This is a genomic window from Aquimarina sp. 2-A2 (assembly GCF_045505135.1).
Taxonomy (GTDB): Bacteria; Bacteroidota; Bacteroidia; order Flavobacteriales; family Flavobacteriaceae; genus Aquimarina; species Aquimarina intermedia.
In genome coordinates this window covers 161,095-173,946 of the sequence record NZ_JBJKFI010000002.1, presented here as the reverse complement: position 1 = coordinate 173,946, position 12,852 = coordinate 161,095, and the positions used below count along the sequence as shown (strand labels likewise).

The following is a 12,852-nucleotide window of genomic DNA, read 5'->3' as shown; positions in this document are numbered from 1 at the left end:
GGACCAGCGTAGCTATTAATTTAAAACCTGCACAGCAGTATTACGACAAGTTCATGTATATGTGCAGCTACCATTTGATTTTTGTCAAATCACATTGAATTACTTCTCCTCTTTTTCCTGGTGTTCCCGGATTTTCAGCAGATTCACATAAACGGGTTGTACCGTAATCGTTACGACGATCTGCAGCATTACTTCGTGCCCAGATAGTAACTAACGCTTTTTCTTCCGGTTTAGCTTCACAACTTCCGTCTACTTCGAATGCATGGATTGTATTACGACGAAAATAAACAAAAGGTTGATTGTCTGGTGCTCCAGTGCTCCACATCCTATATTCTTGTGGTACATCTGTGTTAAATTGTATTCTTCTAATTGATTCATCCTCATAAACCGTCTTTACTAAAGGGTTATATTTATCTATAGCAAAAGTTTTAAACTCATTTGTACAAGCCGGTTTTCGAATGGTGTGATACATCTCGGATATTGCATGATTATGGTATGCATAAAACGTATTGACCGCTTGAACAACCATACCAACTTCTGCCCCTACCTTTTCTCCGTTTATTGTTTCAATTCGAAGCAATCCCCAATGCCCAAAAATTTCGCCATAAGCATATCCACCTCTAGTGTTTTTGAAATTCTTGGAGTTGCGTTCGCTTTGTTCTGCGTACATAGGAGACCATCCGACAGCTGCCCAAAGGTTTGGTAGTGCATTTGCACTAATATCATATGGAAAATTGGACGGAAGCTCAATATCATCTCCGGTGATCATTTTATTAAAATTCTTTGTAAAAGATAAACCATATTGCTTAACCTCTGGATCTGTTACCTTTTGATTGAAGAACTCTTCAAAAGTCATTCTATCTAACCATTGGTCTACCTTTGAAATTTCACGTGCTTTCCCACCCGGGCTGTACAACCCTTCGACGTCCTTTCTAGCGGCAAAACATTTTTTTGCCTTGTCTGGATTTAATAGAACAAGGTATATATGTTTTACCATGAGTTGCATATCTCTTTGGTCCATCACGCAGAGCGTTTTATGTCCGTCAACAGTTTCATAAATAGCTTCATCTGAGTTTATACAGTTTCCGGTTGATGTTGTTAAGGCAATAGCATAAGCTTTTAAGTATTGTAGCGTTTCTTCCCAAAGGATGTCGATATACTTTTGATCTTCTTTTGAATAGCTAATTTCTTTTTCAAGACATTTACAATCAAAGTTTTCAATTTCCGCTTTATCCAGAAAATCGGGTATTTCAATATCTTGAGTTTGGGCGTGAAGGCTTGAAAATGAAATTGTCAAGAATATGAATAGTAGTTTTTGCATTTTGTTATAAGTTAATGTTCAATAAATTAATTTTAAATAGTTTTAGAAAAACCATTCAATCGATATATTTTGTCGGTATTCAAATCTATTTGGATTTGGTGCACCTGCGCCCGGGCCACTTGCCTCTTGTGAATCATTAAAATACCAAGCGTTCTTACCCCACATAAAATCAAACCATATATAAAGTGGTCCTGCCCGAAGTACAGCTCCCGGATTTATGAGTTCTGAATCTGCAAATGAGGATTCATCCTTAAATACTTTACTATAATCCATATAGATGTCCAATTCCTGAAATAGCCACCAATCCAGGCCGAAGTCTCTTCGAAGACTTGCATTTATAACATTGGCTTTAGCAGCTATGAGCCTTGAATCTTCAAAAAAACCCATTTGAACAAGTCTATCATCAACCCCATCGGGATTCTTAGGCTCATATACATAACGTGAAAGCTGAAACTTTGGCGACCATTTGTTATAGGTACCAACATAATGGAATGCACTTTTCCATCGTAAACCATCTTTACCCGTTGCTCTGTTATTAATTTGTCCTATTTCGCCAGAAAATCCTATCTCCGTCGAATTGGATACATCATTTTGAAACACTTTTGCTATCCGTATATTACCTTGGTTTCGTTCTTCATTTTGTTGGTTCTCTGAGCGAACCAGATCAGGAGCAAAACGATTTAGGGCCGTAGCATCATTATAATCTGCATTCATAAAATACGCAAGATAAAGGTCCCAACCATTTTTATTAAAGTGGTATTTTAAACCAGCATCATGATCATCTTCGAGTCCTATATAATAACCTAGCGAATACCAAAAGCTGTTTGTCGATCCGGGAATTGTTCCAAAAGGCACTTGAGTGACACCCAGTTTAATAGTATGATTCTCACTAAAATCAACACCAACCCACATATGGTGTATTAATGTTTGATACTGAAAAAACCTAACTTGGCTAGAGAAGGTCAACTTTGTTCTATCATCAACTCCATAATCACCGTCTACAGATATCCTAAATTGATCAATATAGAAGCCTCTCTTATTTGCTGTCGTTTCCTGTAGATAAGGAATTGTAACACCACGAAGCCATATGGCGCCCCCAAAATTTAAATTCATCTCGGGTGTTGGTTTTATCTTAAATGTTTTTTCTTTGACTTTATCTTTGAGATTTTCTTCCTGTCCCAAAATAGAATTAGCACAAAAAAAGATAAGGAAAGTTAAGAAAATAGGTGAAAATTTCGATTTTAAAATGATTGCACACATATCTCCTTTTTATTTTTTTCAACGATTAATTAAGTAACTTATATTACTACGTGACACAGGTTGAGATTTTTTCCTATTTTGACAGTTGACTTTTATAATTAAGGTAATTTCAAGAATTTTAAAAAGTACTTACATAATCATGTATAGTACGCATAGAATGCCACCTAAATATACTATATTTTTACTTAAATCTACTATTATTTTTGGGTTACCCTCTAGGCGATATCCTTAGGATTTAGTGACTCAATTAATTCTCAATCATTTATTGAAAAAGTGTATTGCTCTTTCAAAATCTTTTATCTAACAAGCATTATAACCATAGCTTTATACTAATACGTTATATATATTAAACCCTCGTAGCTTTGATTTGGATGAATTGAGGAGCCAAAATTGTATGTAAACCTATTAGTGTAGAGATTTCAATGGATAACACGCTTTACTTCTATTATATTTTAAGACATTGATAGCATGATTTGCATGGTTGGAGCTCATTGAAATAGATCTCAAGAATTTAAAGCGAGAAAAATTGATTTTCATAACAAAGTTGCCTGCTTGAATAAAATTCTATATTTTAGGGTGATACCATTCCTAACAAATAGCCTTAAAACCAAACAGTAGCCTGAGAGCGCCTTATGAGTTTTTCCAATTTCACAATAAAGTTAATCACAGTTTTAATATGCTTATTTATAGTTACTATAAAAGCATATTCGCAAGAGATGCGTGACATTGAAGGTATTGTTTTAGATACTAGCAATAAAATCCAAGATGCTCACATAAAGAACATATCTAATAACCAAAACGCAGTAACTAATAACAAAGGTTTTTTTACGATCAAATCAGGTATAGGAGATTCATTGGTTGTTTCTCATATGGGTATGAAGGATTTATTAGTTGTAGTAAAAGAAAGCAACTATCAAAGTGAACGTATAACTATTAACATGAGTCGCACTGAAATTGAACTTGATGAAGTTTTTTTGACGAAGTATGCGCATATTAATGCTGTTTCCCTAGGTATTATATCAAAAGAGGTAAAACAACTTTCACAAAATGAAAGAAGATTATATACCGCTGGCGATTTTAAACCTATACACTTATTGACTCTTTTAGGAGGGGCGTTACAATTAGATCCTATCATAAATAAATTTTCTGGGAGAACAAAGAAGATCAAACAACATATAGAAATAGATCGAAAAAAAGATAATATTCTTTTTTTAAATTCCAACTATTACGATTATATGTCTAAAGATCTAAAAATAAATGATTTAGACATTGATAAATTCTTATTTTATATTGTTGAAGAAACCACACTTCAGGATTTAATAGATCAGAACGATAATGGTAAATTAAAATTTTTTATTTACGACTGGTGGATTGAATTTAAAAAGCTGCAAGGTTAAGATGAGTAACAGCATCTTTATACAGTTGTACTCCTTTCCTGTTATTTTTAAGGAATTCGTTAATCTCACAAGTTTGATGTCCACCTCGCTCCTATTCCTTAGACTACGCAAGGTCATGCTAGTTTCTGGCATAGGGTATGTACTCGCATCAATTCTATTACAACAATTCAAAGCTAGTTGTCTTAATGGTTTAATTACATTTTTTTGGAGGAAATTTTTGAAAAGAAAATACCTAAAAAAATCGTGATAAGAAAATCAGATAATCTTCTCAACTATTATTCTATAGATTCTTAATAAGTAAAATTATGTGGTCCTCAGTTCTACAAAGAAAATTTGCAAAAACCGTAATAGCAATTAGATTAATATTTTAAATAATTTCATCTACTTTAAATATTTACTAATTCTATATGTACTACCTGTGGAATTTTAATTTAGTGCTTTGTAAACAAATAAGTTTTCTTGTTTCTTCGACAAGCTCAGCACAAGCTGACTCATATAGTAAGAGTTGCATTACTTTATTCATAAAGATATTTCGTCAAGAAACTTTCCAATAAACTATAGAATTATAAATGCCAACGCACCACCTCGCTCCTACTTCAAAAAGGCTACTAGACTTTTCTTATTAGCCCGTCAAAGTAATGTTATCGTCGAAAAGTTGGACTGGCATTACTACGACTGCTTTTGTAAGATGATATTCATGATTTAGATTTCATCAATTAGGTACACATCTGATGAAGCTATACACCGACTATTATTCTGTTAAAATCTTTGATCTAACAAGCATTATAACCATAGCTTTATACTAACCTTATATATATTAAACCCTCGTAGCTTTGATTTGGATGATTTAAGGAGCCAATATGCTCGTATATTCATCTAAGCCGAATGATAAGCTCGTATTTGAGTCAAAGTTTTCTGTAGCTGGACGTATTGTAAATGATTACTTATATCTGGTACACCAAATGGTCTATCGTCTTCTTTTCTTTTTATTTCACCTGCTAAAGACAAATCGTTATCCAAAGGAAACTCGATACCGAGTGACATTTTACCAGGTTTGTATAGCATATCAAAATTATTCATAGCATTTTTATTATTGAATTCATCAGGTATATTTTAGAATACCTGATGAATTTCGATATTAGGCATTCCAAATACTGTCTGCTGTATAAGGACCATTTTCAACTTCCCAGAATTTACCATCAACAAAACGATGGTTTTTATCTAAAGTTTGGATACGTTGCATATCATCTTCACTTAATTTAAAGGTACCGGTATTGAAGTTTTCTTGAAGGCGTGTAGGATTTACCGACTTTGGTATTACCGAAACACCTCGCTGTATATTCCAAGCTAAAGCTACTTGCGCAGCTGTCATATTATTGGCTGTGGCGATATTATTAATCACTTTATTTTTCAACAGATTTAATTCATCATTATCATTGTGACCAGAACCAATTGGGGCGTACGCTGTTGTATGAATGTTATGCTCTTTAGCAAACTGAAGTAAGTCGTTTTGTTGTAAAAACGGATGCATTTCAACTTGATTCACCTCTGGTATATGTATTGCATGCTCCATTATCTCTTTCATATGATTTTTATTGAAGTTGCTTACGCCAATATGACTTGTAAGGCCTTTTTCTAAAGCAGTCTCCATTCCTTTCCAAGTACTGCTTAATGGCACCTCTGATAACGGAATAAAATCGGATGGTTTTTCAGGCATTTCAGTTCCTTTTTTCAGTGCTACTGGCCAATGGATAAGATATAGGTCCAGATACGCTAGTTGTAAATCTTTTAAAGTTCGATTAAGTGCAGATATTACGTTGTCTTCTCCGTGGGAGGCATTCCATAGCTTTGAGGTGACCCATAATTCTTCACGGGTAACCAAGCCTTGTTTAATAGCCTCAGTAATAGCATTGCCTACTTCTTTTTCGTTTCCGTAAGCAGCAGCACAGTCTATATGTCTATATCCAATTTTAATAGCAGAAAGTACAGCATTGTATACCTCATTAGGTGCTGATCTAAAAGTTCCCAAGCCTACAATTGGCATTTCGTCGTTATTTCTAAATTTTAATGCAGTCATCATGTTAGTATTTATATTTTTTCTTTTTTGAATAAAACCAGTGTCAATAAAAACCCTACGATTACCAGAATCCCTCCTACCCAAGGTGTCGCTTCAATACCTAAATTAGATTCTACGATCATTCCGCCAACAAAAGCACCAATAGCGATACCTACGTTAAAAGCAGCAATGTTTAAAGCAGAAGCTACATCTTCGGTTCCCGGAAGGTATTTTTCAGCCATTTTTACTATATATAACTGTAAAGCAGGTACATTTGAAAAAGCCAGTATTCCCATAAAAAACAGGATTACTATTGCCAAAATTTGATTAGAAGCTGTGAAGTATAAAACAAATAACACTAAAGCTTGTAGGGCAAACATCACCAATAGCGCCTTACCTGGTTTATTGTTAGATACTTTACCACCAATAATATTACCCAATGCGATTGCTATACCATAAATTAACAGGAACACACTTGTCATATCCGAAGAGAAACCGGTTACTTCTTCCAGTAGCGGTGTCAAGTAGGTAAAGGTTACAAACGTACCACCATAACCAAAAGCGGTAATAGCTAAAACCAATAGAATAGACGGGTTTTTAATCACTTTTAGTTGGTCCATAAGACGTAATGGTGCTGATTTTTTGATGTTTTTTGGCACTAATGCCAAACTAGCTACTGCACCAATTGCTCCTAAAATGGCAACACCAATAAAGGTGGCTCTCCATCCAAAATTTTGACCTATATAAGTTCCTAAAGGCACACCTGTTACAATTGCTACAGTAAGACCTGCAAACATTATAGATATTGCTGTTGCTCTCTTATCTTTTGGCACTAAACCAGCTGCGATAGTAGAACCGATAGAGAAAAACACACCGTGTGCAAAACCTGTTACGACTCTTGATAAAAGAAGCAATTCAAAACTTGGTGCAATTGCTGCTAATCCATTACCAATTATAAACAGTAACATAATACCCAGTAATAATTGTTTTCTAGGTATCTTACCCGTTAAAGCGGTTAATATTGGTGCTCCAATTGCTACACCTATAGCATATAAACTAACTAGTAAGCCTGCTGATGTTAATGATGTGCCTAAGTCGGTTGCAACGGTAGATAATAAGCCTACGATTACAAATTCTGTTGTTCCTATGGCAAATGCACTAATGGTTAATGCCCATAATGCTGCAGGTATCCCCTTTTTTTCGACTACCGCTTTACTTTCATTTATAATTGATGTCTCCATAATTTCTAATAATTTTTGCTTGTTCTTATTTAATGGCTACAGGGTTGATTTGTACTTGTGTAGATCCTTCGTATAATGGGTGCCCTAATACAAAAAGAAACTCCCAAGCCTTATCAGCAACCAACTCATCTACGAGAATATTTTCTAATACCTGGACACCATATTGTGTTGCCATCATTTGATTCACCGGAAAAGAAAGTTCGCTGTTTTGGTGAGGTACAGCTTCAAAGGACCAGTTATCTGCACCTGCTGCAACAACACCCTTTTTTCCTAAATAATGTGCAGCTTCAGTACCAATTCCGGGTCCACCGGCTAAATAGCGTTTATCATCTTTACCCATTAATTTTGTCCATCCTGTGTAAAACAGAACTACATCTCCTTTACGAATTTTAATGCCTTGTTTTTTGGCTACATTTTCAATGTCTTCTACTGTAAAAACAGTACCTTCTTTTACAATATCCTGGTTGTAGTACGAACGCATATCTAAAACCACGCCTCTGGTAACTATAGGTGGTAATTTTTCTAGACCTAATTTTTTTACTCCGGAGACGGTTAAAAAATCTTCTACTTTGTGTCCGTTATAATGTACATTATCACGACCGTAATGTGCCAGTCCGTTTATTTGCGAACCCACGCCTGTCCAACCTATTAGTTGATCATCTACGTACGTGAATTTGTTTGAACCTGCTGCTGAAGTTTCCGGTTGCAAGGTTTCAATGTGAAAATAGCGGTGACGAAAAGCAGCGGTTTGTGCATTAACCACCATTCCTAATCGGTACACTTTTCCTTTTTTTACCAATTTTACAGCATCTAAAACTGTATCTTCATTTAGAAGATTTAATGCTCCAATTTCATCGTCTGCTCCATAAGGTGATGTTGGTACTTCTTGTGCGTTTGTGTTTAAAGCAACAAGTATTGTTGCTACTACTGTGAGCGTTTTTAATATTTTCATGATTATATGTTTTTAAATTTCTTGTGCAAATTTCCGTCTAAAACAACGGCTGTACGAGGATGTATATCAACATTTTAAAGTGACACATATCAGTTAAAAACTGTGATGTACATCACGTTTGATTATGATAAATCATCACAGTTTTTGAATATACTATTAGAATCTATTTATTCTTTAATCTTCATTTTTAAGACTAAATAAGGCGGTTTACTAGCATCTTTACCCTCATTTAATAGGGCTAAATTGTGTAACTGATTTGCCACGATGTATAAGTAGTTGCCGTGTATAGCTACACCGTCAGGCCAGGACAAGTCTTCTTTCGATTGCACAATGGTTTTCATACCGGAAGGTGTACTTTCTACGATTGCGGAATTTTCAACGTCGGTTACATAAACTTTTCCATTTGCCCCAACTTTGAACCCATCAGATTTTGGCTTGTTCGCATACAACTCGATGTACTTAGTTAGGTCGATATCTTGCTTACTCTCATCCGCTAAAACAGCAGATTGAATACGGTAAATTTTAGTGTTTCCCATTGCTCCATAGTAGATGTACTTATTTTCCTCATCAATAGAAATAGGATTTAAAGGATATCTTGGCTGAATGGTAGTGCCGTCTTTTCTTTTGTGCGAAACTAGTCTTCCATGAATCTTCATCGGTTCGTCTAACGCTAAAAAAGAAGCATTACCTTCTAAAACACGTCTTATATAACCCGTTTCTAAATTAATCACGACAAAAGCAGGCGCAATTGGCGGATTTAAAGCATCGGTCATATCTGCAATTATTGCAGTATTGTTCTTTACATCAATCACAAAATCCTGTAAGAAAGGTTTTGACGATAATACCGTATTGGGAATAGGAAATACTTTTACCATATTACCCGTAACTAAATCAAAACCAACCAATTTTGGAGCTTGATTTTGCTTAATGTTACCCATATCCAAAACCCAAAGTTTACCGTTAGCATCCGCCTGAATTCCGATAGTAGAATTGATTCCTTTTATGCTTCCGTTTTCTGGTTTTACAATCCATTCTTTATCACCAAAAGGGATGATATCTCCATTCGGTAAAATTTCTTTTACCATATACTTTGAGGCACTTAAAGCGCTCATTGTTACAAATATTCTTCCGTCGTTAGCGACTGTAATATTCCCAGGCCTAGACTCAGGAAAAGTTGCTATTCTTTCTAGTTGTGCTTGTGCCAACATTGCGTGATTCATTACTAATGCGAACAAGACTATTTTTAATACAGCTATAATTTTCATTGTATTTATTTTTTAAAATTGAATAAAATCTGATTAGTTGGATAAGAATTTCTTTTGGGTTGATGGGTCTACCCAAATTACATCACTAGGATCTCTGGCCAAGGCATCAAAGACGAGTACGTCTAATGGACCTTCAATAATTTTTCCGTTGCCGTGTGCGGTGCCTTTTCCCCAAAAAAGTAAATCCCCTTTTCCGGCTACAGTAGGTCCTTTATCTTCTATGAAAAATTCTGCTTTACCGTTTAAGATGTATAAATACGCATCCGACTTCGCATGATAATGCATAGGCACTTCATCATACAATCTAAAGATTCTAACACCTGCATGTTCGCGATCTATTAGTCTAATATCTTTAATACTGCCCGGGGTGGTTTCAGGTAGTAGATTAACATATTCGTCAATATTGATAATACCGTAAGAATTACCCATTAAAGGTTTTTTGCCTTCTTGCGCATAAGCGTTGAACCCTATGGCAATTACGGTAAATAAATAAATAAGTGATCGTGTGGTTTTCATAGTAAATTGTATTTAATTGTTCGATACAAAATTCTATGAAAACCAAGATGTTTGCGAGGACATACATCACCGATTTAATGTGATATATGTCACTTTGAATTTAACTATTAAAACGACTTAAGGTTTCCCTGGATACGCCCAAATAAGAAGCGATTAATTTTTTAGGAACGCGTTGTATTAATTTAGGAAGTTTGTTTAATAGGTATTCGTACCTGTTTTCGGCAGTCATTGTAAGTAAAGAAAGGATTCTTTGTTGCAGATTTATATAACCGTGGTTTGATTTAATGCGGAAAAAATTGGCGACAGCAGGTACTTGCTTGCAAATAAGTTCTCGGCTTTCCAGTGTTAAACAGAAAAACTCAGAGTCTTCAAGACAATCTACAAAAATGCTCCCTGTTTCTTGATTTTGAAAAGCATAATGATCACTCACCCAATAGTTTTCCATAGCAAATTGAAGAATATGCTCTTTACCTTTATCGTCTATTGAATACGCTTTTACCAAGCCATTAATAATCCAATATTCAAAATTAACAGCTTGTCCAGCTTGAATTAAAAACTGATGTTTTTTTAAGCTTTTATATTCAAAATGAGACTGAACAAAGTTCCATTCCTCATCAGTTAAAGAAACAATTTCTTCAAAGTGTTGTCTTAAAAGGGCGTATTTGTCTTGCATAAGGTAAAAGTACTTTTCTTTAATATATTACCAAAGAAAAATAATAATGCTTCTGGATGTTTCTAGTGTTAGAGAAGTTCTTGAATCTTAGATTTTGTTGGATAATTTTTATTGGAGTATACGTATTACTCTTTCAAAATCTTTGATCTAACAAGCATTATAAGCAAAGCTTTATACTATACGTTATATATATTAAACCCTCGTAGCTTTGATTTTGATGATTTTAGAAGCCAATATGCTCGTATAAATGATATAAACTGGACTATTGGTTAGAGGTTTTAAATAAACGATTCTCAGGGATTTATATTTAGATTATTATTGTTTATCAGAGAGTCATTCATAACATACCTCTTACTTAACAATACGGTCATAAAATAAACTAATTATTAAAGTTTTCTAAAAAAAGAATGAACATTCATTTTTATCTATACCTTTGTATTTTAAAACCAAGTATCATGGCTAAACTTCAAAAAAGTATAGATAAGCGTAACGCACTTATTAAAGCAACGATTGAACTCGTGAATAATAATGGGTTTCACGCTACAGCTATGAGTAAAATTGCAAAAATAGCCAACGTCTCACCAGCAACTATTTATCTATATTTTGAAAATAAACAAGACTTGGTTAATCAAACATATTTAGATGTAAAAACAAAATACACAGATTTTGTTTTCAAAACTTATAACGAGAATACATCCATCAAAGCTGGTTTTGAACTCATATGGAAACGTATTGCAGAATTTAACAGTAAGGAAAGCGATTATTCCTTTTTTTTAAATCAGTGTAATAATACGCCTATGATTGACGCGTCTAGTAGACAAGAAGGTATCAAACACTTACAACCCCTACTCGACTTATGGAAACGTGGTAAGGAAGATGGAATTATAAAGCCTTTTTCTGATCAAATTTTGTACGCTTATTCCATAAATCCGTTGTCATTTCTAATGATGGCTCAAAAGCAGGGGCACTTTCAATTAAATGATCATATCGAAGAAGCTTTTGTAACAGCTTGGGATAGTATTAAACGCTAAAAGTAAAAAAAGAATTATGACAAAAGACTCGTCCAACATAAGTATCATTCAAAGCATTGTAAGAATTTTATTAGGTGCCTTCATGCTATATGCTGGTATAGGACACCTCACATTTCTTAGGACTGCATTTTATGCGCAAGTTCCCACTTGTATAACAACAGATACTGCGTCTATGGACCTTATTGTATGGGCTTCTGGTGTGATAGAAATTGTTTTTGGAATACTAATGATTGTCGGAGGTAAATTTAAAATCAAAACAGGACTTCTGTTGGCAATATTTTACATCCTGATTTTTCCTGGAAATATCAATCAATATGTAAATGAGATAGACTCTTTTGGATTAAATACGGATAGGAAAAGGTTTATTAGACTGATTTTTCAACCCGTTTTAATTATCTGGGCGTTGTGGTCAACAGGAGCACTGACGTATCTATTATCAAAGAAAAAAAATAACAATAAATAAAAATCAAAAAATGGAATTATTAGATAAATTAAATTGGAGATACGCTGCTAAAGCAATGAATAAAGAAAAAGTTTCTAAAGATAAAATTGACAATATTATTGAAGCTGCTCGTTTAGCTCCGACATCTAGTGGATTACAGCCTTTTGAAATAATAGTGGTCAAAAATCAAGAGATTAAAGAAAAAATTAGACCCATAGCCTGGAACCAATCTGTAATCACCGACTGCTCTCACCTACTCGTTTTTGCTGCATGGGACACCTATACAGAAGACAGGATAAATTATATGTTTGATTTGACGAACGAGATTCGAGGTTTTAAAAACGAAGGTTGGGAAAACTACCGTCAACAATTATTACAAATGTATCCACAACAAGATGCAGAAGTAAACTATAATCATGCAGCTAAACAAGCCTACATCGCGTTTTCACAAGCTATTACTGCTGCTGCTTATGAAGGTGTGGATGCCACACCTCTAGAAGGTTTTGACGCTGATAAGTTAGATGAAATTTTAGATTTAAGAGCCAAAGGCTTGCGAAGTGCTGTGATGCTTCCTATAGGGTATAGAGATGCCGATAGTGATTGGTTAGTAAACCTAAAAAAGGTACGAAAAAGCACCGAAGAATTAGTGACGGTAATTGAATAGTTGCGTAGATTTTAAACGAAAAAATAAAAGAAAA

The 12,852-nt window shown here is 34.4% G+C and carries 13 protein-coding genes; 4 read left to right on the top strand and 9 right to left on the bottom strand.

All coding sequences use genetic code 11. The features are described from left to right. Window positions 1–67 precede the first annotated feature (67 nt). Both ACJRPK_RS06150 and ACJRPK_RS06145 read right to left on the bottom strand, forming a co-directional pair. A complete protein-coding gene (locus ACJRPK_RS06150) occupies window positions 68–1,321 on the bottom strand; it encodes a hypothetical protein (protein ID WP_407138997.1) in 1,254 nt (417 codons plus the stop codon). Between the two features lie 42 nt (window positions 1,322–1,363). Further along, entirely contained in the window at window positions 1,364–2,434 is a 1,071-nt protein-coding gene (locus ACJRPK_RS06145; RefSeq protein WP_407138995.1) for a hypothetical protein, read from the bottom strand. 863 nt (window positions 2,435–3,297) lie between these two features. Between ACJRPK_RS06145 and ACJRPK_RS06140 the strand changes: the two genes are divergently transcribed. Continuing rightward, entirely contained in the window at window positions 3,298–3,978 is a 681-nt protein-coding gene (locus ACJRPK_RS06140) for a carboxypeptidase-like regulatory domain-containing protein (RefSeq protein WP_407138993.1), read from the top strand. Between the two features lie 876 nt (window positions 3,979–4,854). Here the strand turns inward: ACJRPK_RS06140 and ACJRPK_RS06135 are convergent. The 7 genes from ACJRPK_RS06135 to ACJRPK_RS06105 all read right to left on the bottom strand — a co-directional run bounded on the left by ACJRPK_RS06135 (window position 4,855) and on the right by ACJRPK_RS06105 (window position 10,681). Next, on the bottom strand, window positions 4,855–5,022 hold the full coding sequence (locus ACJRPK_RS06135) for a hypothetical protein (RefSeq protein WP_407138992.1): 168 nt from the start codon (window positions 5,020–5,022) through the stop codon (window positions 4,855–4,857). 94 nt (window positions 5,023–5,116) lie between these two features. Further along, window positions 5,117–6,055: an aldo/keto reductase gene (locus tag ACJRPK_RS06130; protein WP_407138991.1), complete on the bottom strand. Its 939-nt coding sequence runs from the start codon at window positions 6,053–6,055 to the stop codon at window positions 5,117–5,119. A gap of 11 nt (window positions 6,056–6,066) precedes the next feature. Then, a complete protein-coding gene (locus ACJRPK_RS06125) occupies window positions 6,067–7,275 on the bottom strand; it encodes an MFS transporter (RefSeq protein WP_407138990.1) in 1,209 nt (402 codons plus the stop codon). Between the two features lie 25 nt (window positions 7,276–7,300). Then, window positions 7,301–8,227: a cyclase family protein gene (locus ACJRPK_RS06120; RefSeq protein WP_407138989.1), complete on the bottom strand. Its 927-nt coding sequence runs from the start codon at window positions 8,225–8,227 to the stop codon at window positions 7,301–7,303. Between the two features lie 167 nt (window positions 8,228–8,394). Beyond that, window positions 8,395–9,492 carry an L-dopachrome tautomerase-related protein gene (locus tag ACJRPK_RS06115; protein WP_407138988.1) on the bottom strand — a complete coding sequence of 366 codons (1,098 nt, stop codon included), beginning with the start codon at window positions 9,490–9,492 and terminating at the stop codon, window positions 8,395–8,397. Between the two features lie 33 nt (window positions 9,493–9,525). Further along, window positions 9,526–10,008 carry a cupin domain-containing protein gene (locus ACJRPK_RS06110; protein WP_407138987.1) on the bottom strand — a complete coding sequence of 161 codons (483 nt, stop codon included), beginning with the start codon at window positions 10,006–10,008 and terminating at the stop codon, window positions 9,526–9,528. 100 nt (window positions 10,009–10,108) lie between these two features. After that, window positions 10,109–10,681 (bottom strand): Crp/Fnr family transcriptional regulator, encoded by a 573-nt coding sequence (locus tag ACJRPK_RS06105; protein WP_407138986.1) that lies wholly within the window; start codon window positions 10,679–10,681, stop codon window positions 10,109–10,111. A 455-nt stretch (window positions 10,682–11,136) separates the two neighbouring features. Here ACJRPK_RS06105 and ACJRPK_RS06100 point away from each other — a divergent pair, with 455 nt between their 5' ends. Genes ACJRPK_RS06100 through ACJRPK_RS06090 form a run of 3 tightly spaced genes read left to right on the top strand, consistent with a single transcriptional unit; the run spans window position 11,137 to window position 12,818 of the window. Further along, window positions 11,137–11,712: a TetR/AcrR family transcriptional regulator gene (locus ACJRPK_RS06100; RefSeq protein WP_407138985.1), complete on the top strand. Its 576-nt coding sequence runs from the start codon at window positions 11,137–11,139 to the stop codon at window positions 11,710–11,712. 16 nt (window positions 11,713–11,728) lie between these two features. Further along, window positions 11,729–12,175 carry a hypothetical protein gene (locus ACJRPK_RS06095; RefSeq protein WP_407138984.1) on the top strand — a complete coding sequence of 149 codons (447 nt, stop codon included), beginning with the start codon at window positions 11,729–11,731 and terminating at the stop codon, window positions 12,173–12,175. Between the two features lie 10 nt (window positions 12,176–12,185). Beyond that, window positions 12,186–12,818 carry an NAD(P)H-dependent oxidoreductase gene (locus ACJRPK_RS06090; protein WP_407138983.1) on the top strand — a complete coding sequence of 211 codons (633 nt, stop codon included), beginning with the start codon at window positions 12,186–12,188 and terminating at the stop codon, window positions 12,816–12,818. The last annotated feature ends 34 nt before the right edge of the window (window positions 12,819–12,852 follow it).